This is a genomic window from Mesonia sp. HuA40 (genome assembly GCF_008017835.1).
In the GTDB taxonomy this organism is placed as follows: domain Bacteria; phylum Bacteroidota; class Bacteroidia; order Flavobacteriales; family Flavobacteriaceae; genus Mesonia.
In genome coordinates this window covers 15,363-36,942 of sequence record NZ_VRLT01000011.1, presented here as the reverse complement: position 1 = coordinate 36,942, position 21,580 = coordinate 15,363, and the positions used below count along the sequence as shown (strand labels likewise).

Genomic DNA, 21,580 nt, shown 5'->3' with positions numbered 1-21,580 from the left:
GATAAAGACAAACTTGATTAATTAAGTAGCCAGAAAATATGCCAATAACAATAATGGGAGATCGGGAATTTCAAAATATTCCTTCTATTAAAAGCAAAGCTTTACGCATAAATTTAAACAAAAACATTTACGGTACTTTTGCAGAGATTGGTGCTGGTCAAGAAACCGTTCGAAATTTTTTTAGGGCCGGAGGTGCTTCGGGCACTATTGCTAAAACCATGAGTGCTTATGATAAAGACTTTAGCGATGCGATTTATGGTGTTGAAGATGACCATAGATATGTTACAGAGGCTCGCTTAAAGAAAATGTTGTCGCACGAAATGCGCCTTATTGAAGAACGCATCGTTAGAGAAAAACACCCCAACAAGCTTTTTTTTAGTTTTGCCAATACAGTAGCTACCATTGACTTTGCCAAAAAATATAAAGGTCACGGCTGGGTTGGTTTACGCTATCAAGTAACCCCCGATGGCGAATACAATGAAATTGTATTACACGTTCGTTTTCACGAGAATGACGCAAGACTTCAGCAAAACACCTTGGGAATATTAGGTGTTAATTTAATTTACGGAGCCTATTACAAGTATGATTCTCCCAAAAAATTATTGCGCTATCTTTATGATCATATAGACAAAGACCAAATCGAAATTGATACCATAAATTTTTCGGGACCTATTTTTAAAGATGTCGATAACAGGTTGATGTCATTGCAATTGGTTAAGAATGGTATGACCGAAGCGGTGATGTTCTCACCCGATGGTAAAAATGTCTTACCCGCAAAAGTGCTTTACAAAAAGAATGTTTTAGCGCTTCGTGGTAGTTTTAGGCCGGTGACCAATGTAAATATGGACATTTATAAAAACTCTTTAGAGCTGTTCTTAAATGAAAACAGAGTGAATCCCGAAAATGCAATCAGTATTTTTGAAATAACCCTATCTAACTTGAGGGCCGAGGGTGAAATTGATGAAAAAGACTTTATGGATCGAGCTAAATTACTTTGCTCACTTGGGCAAACGGTAATGATTTCTAATTTCCAGCAGTATTATAAAGTGGTAGAGTATTTCTCTCGCTTTACAAAAGAAAGAATGGGCCTTGCTATGGGGGTAAACAACCTTATCGATATTTTTGATGAGAAATATTATCGTCATTTAAGCGGGGGAATTCTCGAGGCTTTTGGTAAATTATTCTTTAAAAACTTAAAAGTTTACCTTTACCCTTGGAAAGATGATAAAACTGGTGAAGTCATCGATTCAAATAACTTAAAAGTGCATCCGCGTATGAAAGAGCTTTATAAGTTTTTTAAATACAATGGAAAAGTTATTGACATTAAGGATGCCGATCCAGCGGTGATGGATATTTACTCGCGCAAAGTGCTTCAAATGATTGCAGACAAACAAACCGGATGGGAAGAGATGTTACCCCAAAATACCGCTGATATGATAAAAGAACAAGAGCTTTTTGGTTACCGAAAAAAAGACCATGAGCACGCTGTATAATATATGATTCATAAAAATTAGAAAAAAAAGCCGTTTAAAAAAATTAAACGGCTTTTTTAGTATTGTACTAAAAATTATATCCGCGTGATTTTTGCTCCTAGGGCTTTTAATCTACCATCAATATTTTCATAACCACGATCTATTTGTTCGATGTTATGAATTGTCGAGGTTCCTTTGGCAGACAAGGCAGCGATAAGCAAAGAAATACCAGCCCTAATATCTGGACTGCTCATAACAGTGGCTTTTAGTTGAGATTTAAAATCGTGTCCGATTATGGTAGCACGATGCGGATCACACAAGATTATCTTCGCTCCCATATCAATCAATTTATCCACAAAAAACAATCTGCTTTCAAACATTTTTTGGTGAATTAAAACACTACCTCTAGCTTGCGTGGCCACCACCAACATAATACTCAATAAATCGGGCGTAAATCCGGGCCATGGTGCATCGCTAATATTCATGATAGACCCGTCAATAAAATTTTGAACCTCGTATCCATCTCGGTGAGCGGGAATAAACATATCGTCTCCTCGCTTTTCAATTTGTATACCAAGTTTAGCAAAAGTAGCTGGTATTAGACCTAGGTGTTTCCAGCTTACATTTTTAATGGTAATTTCGCTTTTGGTCATTGCCGCCAATCCTATCCAAGATCCTATTTCAATCATGTCAGGAAGAATGGTATGCGTACAACCATGTAGTTCTTCAACTCCTTCTATTTCCAATAAGTTAGAACCAATGCCTTTTATTTTAGCCCCCATTGCAACCAGCATAGAGCAAAGTTGCTGAATGTATGGCTCACAAGCTGCATTATAAATGGTAGTTTTACCTTTAGCCATTACGGCAGCCATCACAATATTTGCTGTTCCCGTTACCGAAGCTTCTTCTAAAAGCATGTAAGTCCCGGTTAAACCATTTGGTGCCTCAACACCATAAAAGCGTTCTTCCTTGTTATACCTAAATTTAGCCCCCAGTTTAATAAATCCCTCAAAATGGGTGTCTAATCTACGTCTTCCTATTTTATCTCCTCCAGGTCTGGGAATATATCCTTTACCAAATCGAGCCAATAAAGGTCCCACGATCATAATCGATCCGCGTAAGCTAGAACCCTCTTTCTTAAATAATTCGCTCTCTAAATAATCAAGTTGTAAATCATCACTAATAAAAGAATAGCTACCTTTTCCGTTTTTACGGATTTTAACTCCTAGATTACTTAAAATGTCGATTAGTTTATTGACATCTACAATATCTGGAATATTATCTATCCTAACTTCTTCTTTGGTCAATAAAACAGCACATAAAATTTGTAATGCTTCGTTTTTAGCACCTTGGGGTTGAATTTCTCCTTTCAAAGGAATTCCCCCTTCTATTTGAAAAGTTGCCATGTTTAGTATCTTTTTCTACCCTTATTGTTGCGATAATTCTTTTTAGACTTGTTCTTGTTGTATTGCTTTTTATTATTGCCCTTAATCAAGTCTGAAGCTTCTGCCAAGTCTTCTTCTTTTTTATTTAAGTTAATTTGGCCATTACTGAGTTCGAACAAATGATCAAAAATCACCTTATCTTCTACGGTGTCTCTGTTCCAATTTAAATAGCACTTTTTCATATGGTTAGCAATATTAAAAATAAGCGCCTCTTTCAAAGCACCTTCTTCAAACTTTAAGGCTGCATCAATCATACGCTTAATATTGTTACCATAAAACCTATATTTTGGATGGTTTTGCGGATAATTTAAGGGTGCAGGAGACTCTTCTAACATTTCTCGCGAAGGCTTAGGATATGGCGAATCTACTTCTAGTTTAAAATCGCTAATTATAAACAGTTGATCCCAAAGCTTATGCTGAAAGTCGGGAACATCACGAAGATGCGGATTTAAATTACCCATTACGGCTATAATAGATTTAGCCACTTTATTGCGTTCTTCATCATCTTTAATGCTAACCGCATATTCAACCATTTTTTGGATATGTCTACCATATTCGGGAATATGCAAGGTAGATCTTTCTGAATTGTATTCTAAATCGTATGTCAAAATCGAAAATTATAATAAGGTGATAAGAGCCCTTAATTTACTTGGCTCCGCTTGCAAAATAATAAATATTTATAAGTCTACTTTAGTAAAATAAAAAAAATTATAAAGAAATTACCCCTTCTACTTGGTTGCCTACTTCTTTATACTTTTCAATTACCGCATCAGGATTGACCATAATTACATTAACAGACACCGAAGTATAGGTGCCCTTAGAAGAAGTTTTGGTTTGAATAACCGCCCCCATATTGTCAAAAATATCTTCTACTTGCTTAATTTTCTGCGGTATAGAAGGAACAATAAATTTATACAAATATTTTGAAGGCCAATTACTGGTATCTTTTAATTTGATTTTCAACTTCTTATAAAAAGCCTCGGCATTTTCTTTACTCATAAAATTTGTTTATCTTTTTGCAACAAATATAAGCTTATTGATGCATTTTTTTAACTTGCCAAACGTAAAAAACAAAATCAATTAAAAATGGGTAAAAAGGTATTGATTATTGGAGGACCTGGTACGGGCAAATCAACAACTTTAAAAGCATTAGAAAAGAAAGGATACACCTGTTATCCCGAAATTTCTAGAGAGGTTATCCTAGATGCACAGAAAAAAGGAATTGAACAATTGTTTTTAACCGACCCACTACTATTTAGCCAACGACTTTTAGAGGGACGCATCGATCAGTTTAAAAAAGCTGAAATACAAAAGGATACAGTTTTTATAGACCGAGGAATTCCCGATGTAACCGCCTACCTAGATTATAAAAAAGACATCTACCCTACTTATTTCAAAGAAGCCAATTTACAATACCGTTATGATTTGGTTTTTCTGTTTCCCATTTGGGAAGATATATATATGAGAGATAATGAGCGATATGAAAATTTAACCGAGGCAAAAGAAATTCAAGTATTTTTAGAGCAAACCTATCGCAATTTAGGTTATGATTTAATCGCTGTACCCCAAGACAATGTAAATAATCGGGTTAATTTTATTTTGAGTCATTGTTAACCCAATCTCACTATGTCTAAAATCAAAGATTTATTAAAAAAACACTGGGGATATTCAGCGTTTAGACCAGGACAAAAAGAGCTAATTGAGGCGGTACTGGCCGGCCAAGACAGTTTAGCCTTGTTACCTACTGGCGGTGGTAAATCTTTGTGCTATCAATTGCCTGGTATTTATAAAGAAGGTATCTGTATTGTTATTTCTCCTCTTCTGGCTTTAATGCAAGATCAAGTTGATAGTTTAACTAAAAAAGGAATTAAGGCTCTTCAACTCAAAAGCGGTATGAGCTATGATGATATTAACCGTACGCTTGACAACTGCATTTATGGCCATTATAAATTTTTATACTTATCACCAGAGCGCTTACAGCAAAACCTTGTTTTAGAACGAATTCAACAAATGAATGTTTCTTTTATTGCCGTAGACGAAGCGCACTGTATCTCTTCTTGGGGGCACGATTTTAGACCAGCATTTAGAAACATAAACCAACTCAGAACCTATTTACCCAGTACGCCTATAATTGCACTTACCGCCACGGCTACAAAAAAAGTTGAAAAGGATATTGTTGAGCAATTGGCACTAAAGAAGCCTTTTATTTTTAAACAAAGCTACGAGCGCCCTAATATTCAGTTTGTGGTTAAGCCCCATGAAGACAAACGTTATTACTTGCAGTGGTATTTTAATAAATATAAGGAATTAGGCATTATTTACGTTAGAAATCGTAAAACCTCCTTAGAGTTGGCCCAATTTTTAAAAGCACAAAGCATCTCTGCCCGAGCTTTTCATGGAGGTTTACCAAGTAAAGAAAAAGACAATATTTTAACCGAGTGGCAAAAAGAAAAGTTACAAGTCATTGTAGCTACTACAGCCTTTGGCATGGGTATAGACAAGGCCAATGTGCGCCACGTTATTCATTTTCATTTACCCGAATCTTTAGAAAGTTATTATCAAGAAGCCGGTCGAGCCGGAAGAGATGGAATGCCCGCACGGGCTATAATTCTTTATAACGATAGTGATTTTATGTTACTAAAAAATCAATTTTTGCTTCCTCTACCTAGCGTAAAAGAAATAAAGTACGTCTATAAAAAACTAAACACCATGTTTAGTATTGCCTTTGGGGAAGGATTAAATGAGACATATAACTTTAGTTTTTTTGGTTTTTGCAAAAAATACAAATTAAATACACAAAAAACCTATTTGGCGCTCAATACACTTGAGCGTTTAGGAATACTTACTTTTGCGGGCGAATATTCCCAAAAAACAGCCCTTCAATTTTTGATTTCCAGCAAGCAACTTTTTGCATTTCTAGAGCGACATCGCAGTTATTCCTTTTTACTTGAAAACCTATTTAGAATTCAAGGTGGGTTTTTCGAATTTAAAAAAGAAGTACCTCTTGAGCGCCTTTCAGAAAAAACCGGTTTAGATAAATCAAAGATTATTGAGCAATTACAAGAATTGGCCAATCAAGAACTTATCGACTTAAGTCATAAAAATCAAGATACAACCCTCACTTTCTTGGTGCCCCGGGAAGATGAACGCAGCATTAACCCCTTTGCCAAATATATTCGCGCTCAAAAAGAAAATAAAGAATTAAAAATTAAAGCCGTTGCAGATTACGTAGTATCACAAGATAGTTGTTTAGTTATTCAATTATTAAAGTATTTTGACGAAGAAAAAACTAAACCCTGCATGCAATGCAGTTGGTGTCTAAACCAAAAGAAATCATCTAAATCAGAAACTAATATAAAAGAGATCAAAACTTACTTTTGTCAAGTTTTAAATCAAAATCCTACCTATTTAAAAGATCTAGTATTAAACGCACCTTTTAATGAAGCAGATTCTCTGTACACCTTGCGTTTAATGCATGAGAAAAAAATAATAGAAAAATCTATTCACGATATAATCCGTTTAAAAAATGAAGTCACTTAGAATTGTATTTATGGGTACGCCCGATTTTGCCGTATGCATTTTAGACCGAATGATTCAAGAAAAGCATCAAATTGTTGGTGTTGTCACCGCGCCGGACAAACCTGCCGGTAGAGGACGAAAAATACACCAGTCTGCTGTTAAAACCTACACCCTAGAAACAAGTATTCCTATTTTACAACCCACCAACCTTAAATCTGATGATTTTTACCAAGAACTAAAAGCCTTAAAACCAGATGTTATTGTGGTGGTAGCCTTTAGAATGCTCCCCAAACGTATTTGGTCACTCCCACCTCTTGGAACTTTTAATTTACACGCCTCCCTTCTACCGCAGTATCGCGGCGCAGCTCCCATTAATTGGGCCATTATAAACGGAGAAACAGAAACAGGGGTAACCACGTTTTTCATAGATGAAAAAATAGACACCGGCGCTATTCTATTACAAAAGAAAACCACTATTGAGCCTCAGGAAAATGCGGGTGCTTTACATGATCGTCTAATGCATTTGGGGGCTGACACCGTACTTGAAACCCTAAAACTTATAGCAACAGATAACGCAAACCCTTTTCAGCAACCCCATAACGAGAATTTGAAGACAGCCTATAAATTTAATTCTGAGAACACTAAAATTAATTGGGAACAACCGGCTGATCAAATATATAATTTTATTCGTGGCCTCTCTCCTTTTCCTGTGGCATATACCTTTCTAACCAACGAAAATCAAGAAAAATTACGCTTAAAAATATTTGAAACCCAAAAAACCGATTTACCTTCAAATAGACCACCAGGTATTTTATTTAAAGAAAACAACAAGCTTCTGGTTAGCACTCCAACCAAACCGCTTCAAATAATTAGCTTACAATTACAGGGAAAAAGAAAAATGAGTGCGATTGATTTCCTTAACGGATTTAATTTAGATAAAGAAATAAAATTGTCTTGAAACCCTTAAATTTACTAAGCTTGGCAAATATTTGATATTTTCAAGTATTTTTATTAACAATTTACTATAGTTATTAACAATTTTATGCATTTCCCTTGCCAAGCCTTGCATAGAAGCGAAAAGCTATTAAATTTGTAAAGAATACATAATCGTTTAACCAACATTAATTTTAAAAAACAAAATTATGAACAAAACAAATTTAATTGATTCTATGGCAGAAGATGCTGGAATCTCAAAAGCAGCAGCAAAAAAGGCCTTAGAATCTTTTTTAGAAAACATTGAAGGAGCTCTTAAAAAAGGTGACAGAGTTTCTCTAGTAGGTTTTGGTTCGTGGTCTGTAAGTAAAAGAGCAGCTCGTGAAGGAAGAAACCCACAAACTGGTAAAACCATTAAAATCGCTGCTAAAAATGTAGTGAAATTTAAGGCGGGTTCTGATTTACAGAAATCGGTTAACTAAAATAATTAGTCGATAATTTATACAAAAGACCCTTAAATTAAGGGTCTTTTTTTTGTTTTATGAATTTATTTTAATAGCTTTAATTTAAAATTAATCAATTTGAAACACGAAAAACCCAATAAAGGCATATTACTAATTGCAGAACCAACTATATTTGGAGATGTCACGTTTAATCGTTCTGTGGTGCTTTTAGCAGATTATACCGAGCACGGAGCTGTAGGGTTTATTCTGAACAAAAATTTAAATTTAACACTTACCGATTTAATTCCCGATCTTAAGCAAAATTTCCCTGTATACAACGGAGGCCCTGTTGAACAAGATAATCTTTATTTTATTCACCATATTCCCAATCTCATTCCCGATAGTATTGAAATAAGCAATGGAATCTATTGGGGTGGTAATTTTCAAGCGGTCAAAAAACTCATCAGCAATAAGCTTATTAAGTCTCAAGACATAAAATTCTTTTTGGGTTATTCAGGTTGGGCAGCCAAACAATTAGAGGAAGAAATGAAAGCTAACCACTGGATTACTGTAAATCAGTATAACAAGAATGATGTCTTGGCACACAATCAAGAAAACTTCTGGAAAGAAATGCTTCAGGAATTGGGTGGTGACTATTTGATCTGGGCCAACGCACCCGAAAACCCTAACTACAATTAACTTAAACGCGCTAATGCATTTAATTTCCCGCGTAACTCATCGGCTACTACGTGTGTAAATTGTTTTTTTCTATAACCACTTATAGATTGTATTCCTTGTATGCTGTTGGTTAAAAAGAGTTCATCTGCTTTTTGCAAATTAAACGGACTTATTTTTTCTTCTTTAAGGGTATAAGTTGGTAGCTTTTTAATAATCTCAATAAGTTTTTTTCTTATAATTCCATTCAAGCTTCCTTCACTTATAGGAGGTGTTTTAATTTGATTTCCCTTCACCCAAAAAAGGTTAGCATTGGTAGCCTCGACCACCATTTTATTTTCATTCAGCAATAAACAATTCTGATAATCATTTTCTTGAGCGTAAATACTGGCTAGAATATTGATTATTTTATTAGTTGACTTTAGGCTAGATAAAAGACCTGAGGTGATATAATGATCTTTAAAAAGTTCTACCTTATAATCTAAATTATTGGCAAGATAAAAGGGATGATCTAGTTCGGTTAGCGTTATGAGGTAATCTATTTCTAAGTTTTGAGGCAAATAGTATCCTCCTGGTTTACGGCAAACAACCAATTTTACCCTAAAATTAGTCTGCGGATTCTCTTGAGCTTCAATAGTTTTTAAAATTTCTTTTTCAAGAAATTCGGGTGAGAAATCCATAGGAATTTCCATTCGGAGAATACGCATTGAAGCCATTAATCTAAAATAATGATCTTCCCAAAAAACAATTTTTCCTCCAAGTACGCGTAGTGTTTCAAATACACCATCACCATATTGAAAACCTCTATTTTGGGCTAAGAAAGATGTTGCTTTAGAATTTGTAAGTTCTCCGTTAAAATTAAGCATAAAAAAACCTTGATTGATTAATCAAGGCAAATATACATTTTTGGTTGCTTTTTAAGCCGATCCTAAAACATGTTTTAGGTCAGAAATCATATTTTCCCACAACATTTTCCCTTCGTTAATTTCATCCTCGTTGTCTTCGGCAAAATCAGTAATCATTAAAGATACGTCTTTGGTAATCTCATCAACTTGGATACGCATCTCAAAGAAATAAGCATCCTCGTTTTCTACATCTTCCATCCATCGCAATTTAATTCTCTCACCGCTTTTTTTACTCAACAACTTTGCTTTCTCTTCAGAGCCTTCCCAAATAAAGGTATACACCTCGCCACGGGAGTTCACATTATCGGCAAACCATTCGCTTAAACCAGATGGAGTTGATATATATTGATACAATAAAGCCGGTGAAGCTTGTATTGGAAATTCCATTTCATATTTTACTTTATCCATAACGATTATTCTTAGTTGTGAGGCAATATATATATTCTTTATTAAAAAACCATGAAAAAAAGTTGCTTTTATTTTCTAAAAGATATTTGGGTTATTGTAAAATAATTTTATATTTGCACCCGCAAACGGCGAGGTAGCTCAGTTGGTTAGAGCGTCGGATTCATAACCCGGAGGTCCCGAGTTCAAATCTCGGTCTCGCTACAAAATAAAAAACCTTAAGGTATATAACTTTAAGGTTTTTTTAATTTAATTTTTAAGCAAAAAAAGGAGAAATTATTGTTGCTGTTTCTCCTTTTAATTTTATTCAACAAAAAACTAAGCTTTAACCAGTTTTTTAAGCTCTTGAAGGTTTACATTGTTTTGCTCACCGGTCATCATATTCTTTAATGTAAATTGTTCTTTCTGCATCTCTTTACTACCAGCTAATACTACAAATGGTATGGCTCTTTTATTGGCATAATTCATTTGTTTTTTCATTTTAGCCTCATCTGGGTATAATTCAGCGGCTACCCCCTCATCTCTTAGCAGTCGTATCGCTTGCATAGCGTATAAGGCTTCTTGATGTCCAAAATTTATAAAGATTACTTGAGTTTGAGCATCAGTCTTTTTTGGAAATAGTTTTAATTCTTCAAGCACTAAATAAATTCGGTCTAAACCAAAAGAAATTCCTACCCCACTCATATTCTTTAACCCGAATATACCGGTTAAATCATCATAGCGACCTCCTCCACCAATAGATCCCATTTTTACTTGCGGTGGTGCTGCAATTTCAAAAATAGCGCCGGTGTAATAATTTAAACCACGAGCCAAGGTAACATCTAGTGTTAATTTTGCTGTTTTTAAAGGCATATTCTCTATGGCTTGTTGGATAAACTCTAGTTCTTGTAAGCCTTCTAAACCACTCTTAGATGCTAGCAAAATATTTTTTAAGCTGGCTATCTGCTCGCTAAAATCACCTTTTAAGTTAAAAATAGGCTGTATAGTATCAATTGCTTGAGCTGTAATACCTTTGGCCTTCATTTCTTCTATAACCGCCTCTTTTCCTATTTTATCTAATTTATCGAGTGCAACGGTAAAATCAATCAGCTTATCTGACTGACCGATAATTTCGGCAAAACCCGATAAGATTTTACGATTATTAATTTTTATTTGAACACCTTCTAATTTGAGCTGAGTAAAAACTTCGTCATAAAGTTGAACAAACTCTACTTCTTGCCATAAACTCTGGCTTCCTACCACATCTGCATCGCATTGATAAAACTCTCTAAATCTTCCTTTTTGAGGTCTATCGGCACGCCATACTGGTTGAATTTGATAGCGTTTAAATGGAAAGTCTAGTTCATTTTGGTGTTGTACCACGTAGCGTGCAAATGGAACCGTTAAATCATAACGCAAAGCTTTCTCGGCAATTTTAGGCGTTATTGCCAAAGTGTTTTCAGACTTAATATCATTGGGGTTTACTTTTTTAAGAAAATCACCACTATTTAAAATTTTAAAAATTAGCCGATCTCCCTCTTCCCCATATTTTCCCATTAGGGTATCATAATTCTCAAAACTAGGTGTTTCAATGGGTTGAAATCCAAATTTTGTAAATTGGTTTTTTATTGTATTTATTATGTAGTTTCTTTTGTTTACTTCTTGCGCAGAAAAATCACGCGTTCCTTTTGGTATTGAAGGTTTCTGAGCCATAGTTTTCTTTTAGAGTCCAAATATACTGAAACAAATCAGATAAAATAAGTAACTTTTTGTACTTTCACTCGTCTTATAAACAACAATTAAAACGCACCTATGTTTGGTTTATTTCGGGAAAATGTAAGAATTGCATTAGATAGCATAAGAACACAACTTTTAAGAACAATTTTAACCGTTCTTATTATTGCCATAGGAATTACCGCGCTAGTAGGTATCTTAAGTGCAGTTAATGCTTTAGAAAACACAATAACCAGCGATTTCACCTCTATGGGTGCCAACACTTTTAATCTTCAACGGTATAATTTTAGTGTACAAACTCGCGGGCGTGGAGAACGAAACAAAATCAACCCCATTATATCTTACAGGAATGCGATAGATTTTAAAGAAAATTTTCAGTTCCCAAATGCTACTACCAGTATATCCTTTACAGGTACCAGCCAAGCTGAAGTAAAGTATAAACAAGATAAAACAGATCCTGAGGTACGCGTAATTGGCGTTAATGAGCACTTCCTAAGCAATAGTGGTTTGCAATTGGAAGAAGGGCGTGATTTTTCTTTTTTTGATATAGAAAACAATTCTAATGTGTGTATTGTAGGTGCCGATTTTAAAAAAGGCTTATTCAAAAACAGTGATCCTCTTCAAAAAACCATTAGTATTAGAGGAGCAAAATTTAAAATAATAGGAGTTTTAGAAGGTAAGGGGTCAACTTTTGGAAATAACGAAGACTTACGGGTACTTATTCCTCTTCAAAGGGCGCGAAGTATGTTCACTAGTATTCAACCCAATTACAACATCAGTATAAAAGTAGCCGATAAAAATTTTTTAGAGGGTGCGCAAGACGAAGCAGTTATAACCTTTAGAAAGATTAGAAAACTTAATCCTAAAGAAGAAAATAATTTTGGTATTGAACGCAGCGATAGTTTGCTTAATGAAATTTTTAAAATAACGAGCGTGTTGGATTTTGCTGCTTGGATTATTTCGATTATAACTATTTTGGGTTCTTCTATTGCTTTAATGAATATTATGTTGGTATCGGTAACCGAACGCACACGAGAAATAGGAGTTAGAAAAGCGCTTGGCGCAAAAAGAAACACCATAGCACTGCAGTTTTTTAGCGAAACAATAATTATTGGTCAGTTGGGAGGCATCATAGGTATTTTTCTGGGTATGCTCATTGGTTTTGCGGTAGCTCAAAGTTTTGACTTTCAATTTAGCATCCCCTGGGTAGCCATCATTTGGGCCACAATTATTTCTCTTTTAATTGCTATAATATCTGGCTCTTACCCCGCTATAAAAGCCGCCAAACAGGACCCAATAGAGTCTTTAAGGTATGAATAAACTATGGTTAGACCTAAAGCCTATTCATTCCTTTGAAGTATTTAGACCCTAATCAACTATTTTTTGAAAATAGGTAAATAACTCTCCTTTAGTTATCTGCGCCCCTTGTTGAATCAAGGCGAATACATCTTTATTACGGTCGGCTTTTAAAGCCTTTTTCGATGTGTATAGCTCTACATCTTCATGGGTCAAATTTTGTTGTAGCCAACGATATCCCTCACGGGTGGTTATATTAATAGTTTCATTCTTAACCTTAATACCAATTAGCGTTATAAAGTCTTCATCCATAGAGAAAAGAAATAAATGCTGCGGTGAATAATGCTCTAGATATTTTACTTTTCTCAACACTCCCTCCCAAATCAAATCACTAAAGATATCGAGCTCTTCTTCGGCAACTTCAGGTTTGTTTTTTTTAATCTCTTCCCATTCATTGGCTGTAATAGACTGACTGGCCAAGAAATTAATAAATTCTTGATGCATTTCTTTAAATTGTTCTTGGCTTAGACGTTGATATTTCATAAACAAAAAGTATTTATTTTAAAAATAAGATAAAAAAAAAGCCTATCGCATAGATAGGCTTTAAGTTTTTCAGGTAAGATTAATTTTCACCAACTACTTCAAAAGTAAAATCGGCTACCACTTCTCTATGGAAACGTAGTTTAGCTTCGTATTGACCTAAACGCTTAATGTTACCACCCAAAATAGTGATGTATTTTTTATCGATGTTCACATCGTTTTTTACTAAGGCTTCGGCCAAGTCTGCTGCAGTAATACTACCAAACATCTTATCTCCAGCTCCTGCTTTGGCTGTCAAAGTAAGCTCTAACTTATTTGCTTTAGCTTGCAGTTCTTGTGCTTCTTCAACAAACTTCTTCTCTTTATATGCACGTTGCTTTAAAGTTTCTGCTAACATTTTCTTAGCAGAAGGTGTAGCTAACTCTGCATATCCTTGTGGGATTAGATAGTTTCTACCATAGCCGTTCTTAACGGTTACGATATCATCAATAAATCCTAAATTTTCAACGTCTTTCTTTAATATCAGTTCCATAATGTCGTTTCTTTTATTTTAATAAATCACCAACGTATGGCATTAATGCTAAATGACGAGCTCTTTTTACCGCTACAGCTACTTTTCTTTGATATTTAAGAGAAGTTCCTGTTAATCTTCTAGGTAACAATTTACCTTGCTCATTTACAAAAGCCATTAAAAAATCTGGATCTTTGTAATCGATATACTTGATACCTGATCTTTTAAAACGACAATATTTTTTTGTTTTCGAGGTTTCGATATTTAAAGGCGTTAAATATCTAATTTCCCCATCTTTTTTTCCTTTAGCTTGTTGCTCTATAGATGACATACTTACGCTTTTTCTTTGTTTCTTTTAACTCTTTTTTGTGCCCATTCGATGGCGTGCTTATCTAATTTCACCGTAAGATATCGCATCACCGCCTCGTCTCTTCTAAACATAAGTTCAAAAGGCTCGATAGCTTCACCATCTACTTGAAATTCAAATAAGTTGTAAAATCCACTTTTTTTGTGTTGGATAGGATAGGCAAGCTTCTTAAGCCCCCAGTTCTCCTTGTTAACCATCTTCGCCCCTTTAGAAACAAGAAAATCTTCATATTTCTTTACTGTTTCCTTTACCTGGTCTTCAGATAAAACGGGATTCAAGATGAAAACAGTTTCATAATGATTCATAATGTATGATTTAATAAAATTTGGATGCAAAAATACGTTTTTTTATCGAATAAGCAAGTTTGGCTTATTTTTTTATTCCTATAATTTGTGAGTTAATCGAAAGTTGCTTACATTTAGACCATATAACCAACACCAATAACCTGTGGATGATATTAAATTAAATTGCATAGTTGTGGATGATTCTACCATTCAACGAATTTCAATCACCAAATTGGTTAAAGATCATCCAAATTTAGAGTTAATTGCCGAACATAATAACGCTATTAAAGTTAAGGAAACTTTAAAGAATGAAGATATCGATCTCATCTTCCTTGATATTGAAATGCCCATTATCTCTGGTTTTGATTTACTCGACAATCTTGAAAAACAACCACAAATTATTTTTATTACGGGTAAAACTCAGTATGCCTTTAAAGCTTTTGATTACAAAGCCATCGATTTTTTGCAAAAACCCGTTAGTGCCAAACGCTTTGATTTTGCTATAAGCAAGGTGCTCGATTTCTTTAAATTGCGTATTAAAAAAGAGCGTATCTCAGACAATAATTACATCATGATTAAAAGCAATTTTAAAAATTTTAAAGTGTTTTTAGACGACATCAAGTTTGTTCAAGCTTTTGGTGATTATGTGAAAGTTGTAACCAAGGAACAAACGTACACCGTTCTTTCTACCTTAAAAGGGTTTAACGAGCGTTTGCCTAGTGATCAATTTTTAAGAGTACATAAATCATATATTGTAAACTTAAGCAAAATAAAGAAATACGAGTCAAAAAACCTTTGGATTAAAGATATAGAAATACCTATTAGCCGTAACCGCAAGAAAGAGTTAGATTTTGCTATGGCGAGTATCGGAATCTCTTAAACAGGGTCTACATCTATCGTTAACTTAACTTTTCTGAATTTTCCTATAGACTCATAAGACTTTTTTACTTTTAAAATAAAGTCTTTTGTCTTCTTTACGGAATAATTCATCGGTATTTTTACAATAATATTTTTGCGGTACTCATTGCGTATACGTGCAACCGCAGGAAACTCTGGACCCAGAACATTATCGCGTAAACCTTGACGCAAAGCTTCCGAGAGCCATAAGGATGCCTCTTCTACGGCATTGTAATCCCTCTGTTTACAGGTAATTTTTATTAGTCTATAGAATGGAGGGTATTTAAAATTCTTACGTTCATACACCTGCTCTTTGAACATATCTTCATAGCTATTGGTGGTTACCTGTTGTAAAATCTGATGATGCGGATTAAAGGTTTGAATAAGTACTTTACCCTGCTTAGCTGTTCTTCCGGCTCGACCGGCCACTTGAACCAACATTTGAAAACTACGCTCATGAGCCCTAAAATCGGGGAAGTTTAATAAGTTATCGGCATTCATTACGCCCACTAAATCTACATTCCTAAAATCAAGTCCTTTGGTTAGCATTTGTGTACCTACTAAAATATCTATACTATGCTGTTCAAATTTATCTATAATTTTATCGTAAGCATTTTTACCTCGGGTGGTATCCAAGTCCATTCGGGCAACACGAGCTTTGGGCAACAAAGTATTTAACTCGGTTTCTATTTGCTCTGTTCCAAATCCTTTGGTACTTACCTCGCTACTCCCACAAGCCATACACGCTTTTTGCATGGCAATATGATAACCACAATAATGGCAACGCAAACTATTATTGTGTTTATGAAAGGTAAGACTCACGTCACAATTGGGACAATGCGGACTGTGCCCACAAGTATGACATTCTAGTGTGGGGGAATATCCTCTTCTGTTTTGAAAAAGGATAACCTGTTTACCTGCCAATAAAGTTTGCTCTATTGCCTCGGTAAGCACATCAGAAAAATGACCTTTCATCTGCTTACGCTTATATTTTTCTTTAAGGTTGATCAAATGAATTTCAGGGGGCACTACTGGTCCATAGCGTTTTTTTAGACTAACCAGAGCATACTTATCTATTTGAGCATTGTAATAAGATTCTATACTCGGAGTAGCCGTACCCAAAACAATGGAAGCTTTACAGAGATGACTAAGTACTACTGCAGCATCTCTTGCGTGGTATCGTGGAGCGGGATTTAATTGCTTAAATGAATTCTCGTGACTCTCATCAACCAAAATCAATCCTAAATCCTGAAAAGGTAATAATAAAGCCGAACGCGTTCCTACGATAATTTTTCCTTTGGTTTGATTATAAATATGCAGGTAGGTCTCAAAGCGTTCTTGTTGTGAGTATTTACTATGATAAACCATCACCTCCTGGCCAAAGTAGGCTTCTAAACGTTTGATGAGCTGGGTGGTCAGCGCAATCTCGGGGACTAAAAAAAGTACCTGTTTGCCTTTTTTAATCTGCTTATCTATCAACTTAATGTACACTTCGGTTTTACCCGAAGAGGTTATCCCATGAAATAATATAGGTTTTGAAGATTTATAGTTGGCCTCAATTTGGTTCAAAGCCGCCTGCTGTTCTGCGCTTAAATTAATTGCTTGTTGAATTTCTTGGTTTTGGTTTTGCACCCGATCTATTTGAAGCGTGTATTCTTCTAAATAACCTTTATCAACCAAAGCATTTAAGGAGGCATCTGAAGCTTGCGCTTTTTCTTTTAGTTTTTTTCTAGAAATAGGTTTATTCGATTGTGCTTTTAAGGTAAAAAATTGCATCACAATCTCTTTTTGTTTATGAGCTCTTCCCAATTCTTCTAACATTGCATTCATAGCCTGTTGATTTTCATAAGATTCGCTTAAACGCACATAATTAATCAATTTAGGCTTGTATTGCTCAAAGATTTCTTGCTCTAATAGAATATACTTTTTCTGAGCCATTTCTTGCAAAATGGGCAATACATTTTTTTTACCCAGCAATTGCCCCACTTCTTTGATTTTTAAATGCGATTGTTTTTGCAATGCCTCAAGCACTAAAAATTGTTCGTCACTAAGCTGATGATGGGTAAGATCTAAGGCATCGTGTTGATTATTGCGTTGAATCACAGTTTCACTTTCAAGTAGAAAAATACCAGGTAAAGCCGCTCGCATTACTTCGCCTAGACTACACAGATAATAAGAGCTAATCCATTTCCAGAACTCCAATTGAAGTCTGCTTACTATCGGCGACTGATCAAGAATGGTTTCTATAAATTTTGGCGTATAAATTTCTGGATGCTGCTGATGTATTTTTGCAACGATACCGGTATAGATTTTAGATTTACCAAAAGGTACTGCCACCCTCATACCGGGTTGCAGTAAATCATATTCCTCATGACTTATCGCATAAGTAAAGGTATTGTTTATAGCCAAGGGGATAATTACATCTATATAAAAATTCATAAAGCTTATTAAAACACAAAGCTATTAAAGATTATGACTCATAGGCAAGCCAAAAGCTTTAATAGCTTCAATTTATTTAAACGGTCTAACTTATTTACCCAACATGCCTTCTTTTAAATCGTCATCTGCTGGCTTTTTGTCTAACCAAATACCAAATAATGCTCGTTTAAATGCCTCACCCTGTATTACTCCTCTTTGCTCTCCATTTTTATAGGCTACTACTCCACGCTCGGGTTGGTAGGTAATATCAAAAATATCCCCTTTAACAATATCTTCCTCAAAAAACCCTATAAATTGATCGATTTGTTTGCGAAGTGGAGCTACATTATTGTTGGTTGATTTTTTAAAGCCGTCTTCTACGGCCTCTATCATTTTACTACTCGAAACTAATTTTGAAACGATTTGAAGACGTACCGCCATTGGTTCGTTACTATCTAAGATTTCTTTGGCACTACTTTTCTTTTCTGTAAGATAAAGCGCCCCAACATAAAGGTCTATCCATAGCTTTTCTCTTACTCCAGCACCGTTAAGTACGGTTTGATGTTCTCCTATTTTCATTGTATTGGGCAAAGTTACCCCTCCTACTTGTGTTTGGCTATAGCCTGTAAAAGCAATAAATAGCGCCAATAATAAATTAATGTGTGTTTTCATAGTGTTCAGATTTGTAAGCCTAATTTATCACTTTTTTTGTTTTAATCTATAAATAGTTGCATTTAATTCAAAGCCTAACAACAATATGTTTGCATTTAGCCATATATATATAAGCAAAATTAGTAAAGCACCAATACTTCCGTAAAGCTCATTGTAATTATTAAAATTTTCTATGTAAATACTGAATAAATAGGTGTTCAACAAGATTAATAAGGTGGTGAAAAGCGCGCCAAGCGAGAAATACCTAGACTGTCTGCCCTCTTTAGTTCCAAAATAGTATAAAATAGCAACAGCATTATAAATGAGGAGTATTACCACTACATACCTACCAAATTGCGCCCATTGCAGGCCATCTGTAAACAAACCAAGGGCCTTTAAATTTTCTATGATAAAAGTTAAGTAAAAAAGCACTATAACAGCGACCAGAACCAAAATAGCCAGTATAATTGCGGTGATTACAGCAACCATATATTGCCGAATAATCGATCGATTAATATGCGTATGGTAAGAAAATTCAAATCCGGTAAAAATTGCATTTACACCATTGGCCATTAAAAAAATAGAAAGTATAAATACAAAACTCAATAAACCACCTCTTGGATTATTAAAAATATCTGCAAAAATTTCATTAAAAAAACCAGAAGTTTGGGGAGGTAAGAATGAATCTATAAAAGACAAAAGCACTAAATGAAAATCGTCTATAAACCAAACAAAAGGAATCAAGTTTAACACAAACAGCAAAAACGGGAAAATAGCCATAAAGAAGCTAAAAGCAATTGAGCTGGCTCGCGTAGAAAAAGTTCCTTTTATAATGCCCAGCGCATATAACTCACCCAAATCATAAACGCTTAAGCCGTTTAAGCCAGGTAATTTAATGCTCCTAGCCTTGGCTTCAAACCAAGCTAAAGGCTTTTTTTTAAAACTTATTTCTCGCTTTTTTGTCATTACTCTACTGCCTTCAGGCTAAGGTCAAGGTTATGAACCGAATGCGTTAAGGCCCCGCTACTTATATAATCTACTCCACAAGCTGCATACTCTGCCGCGGTTTCTAAGGTAATTCCTCCACTCGATTCGGTTTGGGTTTTACCGTTGATTAAAGCTACAGCTGCCCGAGTATCTTTATAATTAAAATTATCAATTAATATACGGTGAATGCCGTCGTAATTTAAAATCTCTTTGATTTCCTCTATATTTCTGGCTTCAACAATAATCTTTAGATCAAGCGAATTTTCTCGTAAATAAGCTTGGGTTTTTTCTATTGCTGCTCCTACTCCACCTGAAAAATCAATATGGTTATCTTTAAGCATAATCATATCGTATAAGGCGAACCGGTGATTTACCCCACCTCCTATTTTTACCGCCCATTTCTCTAGTGCGCGTATGCCTGGAGTTGTTTTTCGTGTATCTAAAATTTTGGTTTTGGTATTTTTAAGCAATTCCGCAAAAGCATTTGTTTTAGTCGCAATTGCACTCATACGCTGCATGGCGTTAAGCACCAGGCGTTCAGCTTTTAAGATAGACTGACTGCTACCCGAAACATAAAAGGCTATATCTCCGTATTGTATAGGGCTTCCATCCTCGAGTAAGGTCTCCACTCTCAACTCTGGATCTACATAGCTAAAAACCTGTTTAGCAAAATCAACACCCGCTAAAACACCCGTATCTTTAACCAATAATTTGGCTTTACCGGTCGCGTTTTTTGGTATGCAGGCTAGAGAACTGTGATCACCTTCTCCTACGTCTTCACGAATGGCATTTTCTATAATTAATTGTATCTCTTTTTCAATTTGGGCTTGTGCTATCATAAAAAGGTATTTATATCTGCTAAAATAATAAAGTATTCTCAAATTGTAGTTGAATCTTGATATCTATTCTTTCTAGAGACCAAGGCATATTAGTTTACTAAGCTTAACAATTGCCTATTGGTTTCGCTTAACGCGGATTTAAACTCGAAAAATTAAAACAATTTGATTAAAAGTCGGGAGAGTCATTTATTTTTGTGCAGAGAGTATATAACTATGAAAATAAAACTGATTGTTGTTGGAAAAACAGATAAAGGTCCGTTGCAGGATTTAATCGCAGATTATTGTAAACGTCTTACACATTATATTCCGTTTGAGTTGCAAGTAATACCTGATTTAAAAAAAACTAAGCATTTAGATGTACAACAACAAAAACAAAAAGAAGGTGAGCTTATTTTAAAAGAAATCAACACTTCAGATTGGTTGGTTTTATTAGATGAAGCAGGAAAATCTTTTACCTCAATGCAATTTGCGCAAGAATTACAAAAAAAATTAAATGCCGGTACTAAGCAATTGGTTTTTATAATAGGCGGCCCCTATGGCTTTTCAGATGCTGTTTATCAACAAGCAAAGCAGAAGATTAGTCTATCAAAAATGACTTTTTCTCATCAAATGGTACGGTTGTTTTTTGTTGAGCAAATTTATCGAGGATTTACTATTCTTAAAAATGAACCCTATCATCATCAATAATTATGAAACTTGTATTTGCTACCAATAACGCCAACAAATTGGCAGAAATAAAACAACTTTTACCCGAACATATCGAGTTGTTATCGCTTAAAGATATCGGTTGTACCGAAGAAATTCCAGAAACGGAAAACACCATCGAAGGTAACGCATGGCTCAAAGCCAAATATGTAAAAGAAAAATACGGTTACGACTGTTTTGCCGATGATACCGGCTTAGAGGTTAAAGCTTTAAACGGGGCACCCGGAGTTTTATCTGCCCGCTATGCCGGTGAATCAAAAAACAACCAAGCCAATATCGCTAAATTATTAGACGAACTTGCCGATAAAGAGGACAAAAACGCTCAATTTAAAACCGTAATTGCTTTATATTTTGACGGAGAGCAAAAAGACTTTACCGGAATTTGCCCCGGACAAATAATCAATGAACTCCGTGGAGAAGGTGGTTTTGGCTATGACCCGATATTTGTACCTCAACATCAATCTAAAACTTTTGCCGAAATGACAGCAGAAGATAAAAACCTTATCAGTCATCGTGCTTTAGCTTTTAAGCAGCTCTTAAATTATTTAAATACCAAGAAATAAAGAATAAAAAAA

Annotated in this window: 24 protein-coding genes and 1 tRNA gene; 11 read left to right on the top strand and 14 right to left on the bottom strand. The window is 34.9% G+C overall.

The genetic code is table 11. The features are described 5' to 3' along the window. Nucleotides 1–38 precede the first annotated feature (38 nt). Nucleotides 39–1,493, top strand: a complete 1,455-nt coding sequence (locus FT993_RS01440; RefSeq protein ID WP_147860761.1) for a TonB-dependent receptor — start codon at nt 39–41, stop codon at nt 1,491–1,493. A gap of 74 nt (nt 1,494–1,567) precedes the next feature. Here the strand turns inward: FT993_RS01440 and murA are convergent, their stop codons facing one another. The 3 genes from murA to FT993_RS01425 form a co-directional block, all read right to left on the bottom strand. Then, nucleotides 1,568–2,878: a UDP-N-acetylglucosamine 1-carboxyvinyltransferase gene (gene murA, locus FT993_RS01435; RefSeq protein WP_147860760.1), complete on the bottom strand. Its 1,311-nt coding sequence runs from the start codon at nt 2,876–2,878 to the stop codon at nt 1,568–1,570. 2 nt (nt 2,879–2,880) lie between these two features. After that, on the bottom strand, nt 2,881–3,525 hold the full coding sequence (locus FT993_RS01430) for a DUF4290 domain-containing protein (protein ID WP_187240728.1): 645 nt from the start codon (nt 3,523–3,525) through the stop codon (nt 2,881–2,883). Nucleotides 3,526–3,625: 100 nt separating this feature from the next. Then, nucleotides 3,626–3,916 (bottom strand): DUF493 family protein, encoded by a 291-nt coding sequence (locus FT993_RS01425; RefSeq protein ID WP_147860758.1) that lies wholly within the window; start codon nt 3,914–3,916, stop codon nt 3,626–3,628. Between the two features lie 87 nt (nt 3,917–4,003). Here FT993_RS01425 and FT993_RS01420 point away from each other — a divergent pair, with 87 nt between their 5' ends. The 5 genes from FT993_RS01420 (at nt 4,004) to FT993_RS01400 (ending at nt 8,511) form a co-directional block, all read left to right on the top strand. After that, entirely contained in the window at nt 4,004–4,531 is a 528-nt protein-coding gene (locus FT993_RS01420; protein WP_147860757.1) for an AAA family ATPase, read from the top strand. A 12-nt stretch (nt 4,532–4,543) separates the two neighbouring features. After that, nucleotides 4,544–6,457: an ATP-dependent DNA helicase RecQ gene (locus FT993_RS01415; RefSeq protein WP_147860756.1), complete on the top strand. Its 1,914-nt coding sequence runs from the start codon at nt 4,544–4,546 to the stop codon at nt 6,455–6,457. Further along, on the top strand, nt 6,444–7,394 hold the full coding sequence (gene fmt, locus FT993_RS01410; protein WP_147860755.1) for a methionyl-tRNA formyltransferase: 951 nt from the start codon (nt 6,444–6,446) through the stop codon (nt 7,392–7,394). The genes FT993_RS01415 and fmt overlap by 14 nt, the downstream gene beginning before the upstream one ends. 184 nt (nt 7,395–7,578) lie before the next feature. Further along, nucleotides 7,579–7,851: an HU family DNA-binding protein gene (locus FT993_RS01405; protein ID WP_147860754.1), complete on the top strand. Its 273-nt coding sequence runs from the start codon at nt 7,579–7,581 to the stop codon at nt 7,849–7,851. A 99-nt stretch (nt 7,852–7,950) separates the two neighbouring features. Beyond that, nucleotides 7,951–8,511, top strand: a complete 561-nt coding sequence (locus tag FT993_RS01400) for a YqgE/AlgH family protein (RefSeq protein WP_147860753.1) — start codon at nt 7,951–7,953, stop codon at nt 8,509–8,511. On the opposite strand, the gene FT993_RS01395 is transcribed toward FT993_RS01400, so the two are convergent. Next, nucleotides 8,508–9,353, bottom strand: a complete 846-nt coding sequence (locus FT993_RS01395; protein ID WP_147860752.1) for an aminotransferase class IV — start codon at nt 9,351–9,353, stop codon at nt 8,508–8,510. The genes FT993_RS01400 and FT993_RS01395 overlap by 4 nt on opposite strands. A gap of 51 nt (nt 9,354–9,404) precedes the next feature. Then, the gene (locus FT993_RS01390; protein WP_147860751.1) at nt 9,405–9,800 is read right to left on the bottom strand and encodes an START-like domain-containing protein; all 396 of its coding nucleotides are present in this window, start codon (nt 9,798–9,800) and stop codon (nt 9,405–9,407) included. A 127-nt stretch (nt 9,801–9,927) separates the two neighbouring features. Between FT993_RS01390 and FT993_RS01385 the strand changes: the two genes are divergently transcribed. Further along, nucleotides 9,928–10,001 (top strand) — tRNA-Met (locus tag FT993_RS01385). Between the two features lie 114 nt (nt 10,002–10,115). Here FT993_RS01385 and hisS read toward each other — a convergent pair. Further along, the gene (gene hisS / locus FT993_RS01380) at nt 10,116–11,489 is read right to left on the bottom strand and encodes a histidine--tRNA ligase (RefSeq protein ID WP_147860750.1); all 1,374 of its coding nucleotides are present in this window, start codon (nt 11,487–11,489) and stop codon (nt 10,116–10,118) included. A 99-nt stretch (nt 11,490–11,588) separates the two neighbouring features. Between hisS and FT993_RS01375 the strand changes: the two genes are divergently transcribed. Beyond that, nucleotides 11,589–12,830, top strand: coding sequence for an ABC transporter permease (locus FT993_RS01375; RefSeq protein WP_147860749.1), 1,242 nt, complete (start codon nt 11,589–11,591; stop codon nt 12,828–12,830). 48 nt (nt 12,831–12,878) lie between these two features. Here the strand turns inward: FT993_RS01375 and FT993_RS01370 are convergent, their stop codons facing one another. The 4 genes from FT993_RS01370 to rpsF form a co-directional block, all read right to left on the bottom strand. Beyond that, nucleotides 12,879–13,349 carry a DUF6495 family protein gene (locus FT993_RS01370; RefSeq protein ID WP_147860748.1) on the bottom strand — a complete coding sequence of 157 codons (471 nt, stop codon included), beginning with the start codon at nt 13,347–13,349 and terminating at the stop codon, nt 12,879–12,881. A gap of 79 nt (nt 13,350–13,428) precedes the next feature. Further along, nucleotides 13,429–13,878 carry a 50S ribosomal protein L9 gene (gene rplI, locus FT993_RS01365; protein WP_147860747.1) on the bottom strand — a complete coding sequence of 150 codons (450 nt, stop codon included), beginning with the start codon at nt 13,876–13,878 and terminating at the stop codon, nt 13,429–13,431. Nucleotides 13,879–13,891: 13 nt separating this feature from the next. Beyond that, nucleotides 13,892–14,188, bottom strand: a complete 297-nt coding sequence (gene rpsR, locus FT993_RS01360; RefSeq protein WP_147860746.1) for a 30S ribosomal protein S18 — start codon at nt 14,186–14,188, stop codon at nt 13,892–13,894. Between the two features lie 2 nt (nt 14,189–14,190). Continuing rightward, nucleotides 14,191–14,529 (bottom strand): 30S ribosomal protein S6, encoded by a 339-nt coding sequence (rpsF, locus tag FT993_RS01355; protein ID WP_147860745.1) that lies wholly within the window; start codon nt 14,527–14,529, stop codon nt 14,191–14,193. Nucleotides 14,530–14,701: 172 nt separating this feature from the next. Between rpsF and FT993_RS01350 the strand changes: the two genes are divergently transcribed. Continuing rightward, nucleotides 14,702–15,388 (top strand): LytTR family DNA-binding domain-containing protein, encoded by a 687-nt coding sequence (locus FT993_RS01350; RefSeq protein ID WP_255504389.1) that lies wholly within the window; start codon nt 14,702–14,704, stop codon nt 15,386–15,388. Here FT993_RS01350 and priA read toward each other — a convergent pair. The 4 genes from priA to nadC form a co-directional block, all read right to left on the bottom strand. Continuing rightward, complete coding sequence (priA, locus tag FT993_RS01345; protein WP_147860744.1) at nt 15,385–17,844, bottom strand: primosomal protein N'; 2,460 nt, start codon at nt 17,842–17,844, stop codon at nt 15,385–15,387. The genes FT993_RS01350 and priA overlap by 4 nt on opposite strands. Before the next feature lie 90 nt (nt 17,845–17,934). Then, the gene (locus FT993_RS01340) at nt 17,935–18,495 is read right to left on the bottom strand and encodes a chalcone isomerase family protein (RefSeq protein WP_147860743.1); all 561 of its coding nucleotides are present in this window, start codon (nt 18,493–18,495) and stop codon (nt 17,935–17,937) included. Between the two features lie 27 nt (nt 18,496–18,522). After that, nucleotides 18,523–19,440 carry a YihY/virulence factor BrkB family protein gene (locus tag FT993_RS01335; RefSeq protein ID WP_147860742.1) on the bottom strand — a complete coding sequence of 306 codons (918 nt, stop codon included), beginning with the start codon at nt 19,438–19,440 and terminating at the stop codon, nt 18,523–18,525. Beyond that, nucleotides 19,440–20,300, bottom strand: coding sequence for a carboxylating nicotinate-nucleotide diphosphorylase (gene nadC / locus FT993_RS01330; protein WP_147860741.1), 861 nt, complete (start codon nt 20,298–20,300; stop codon nt 19,440–19,442). The genes FT993_RS01335 and nadC overlap by 1 nt, the downstream gene beginning before the upstream one ends. A gap of 213 nt (nt 20,301–20,513) precedes the next feature. Between nadC and rlmH the strand changes: the two genes are divergently transcribed. Together rlmH and FT993_RS01320 are read left to right on the top strand one after the other, a co-directional pair. After that, nucleotides 20,514–20,987, top strand: coding sequence for a 23S rRNA (pseudouridine(1915)-N(3))-methyltransferase RlmH (rlmH, locus tag FT993_RS01325; RefSeq protein ID WP_147860740.1), 474 nt, complete (start codon nt 20,514–20,516; stop codon nt 20,985–20,987). 2 nt (nt 20,988–20,989) lie between these two features. Next, nucleotides 20,990–21,568: a non-canonical purine NTP diphosphatase gene (locus FT993_RS01320; RefSeq protein WP_147860739.1), complete on the top strand. Its 579-nt coding sequence runs from the start codon at nt 20,990–20,992 to the stop codon at nt 21,566–21,568. Nucleotides 21,569–21,580: the final 12 nt, after the last annotated feature.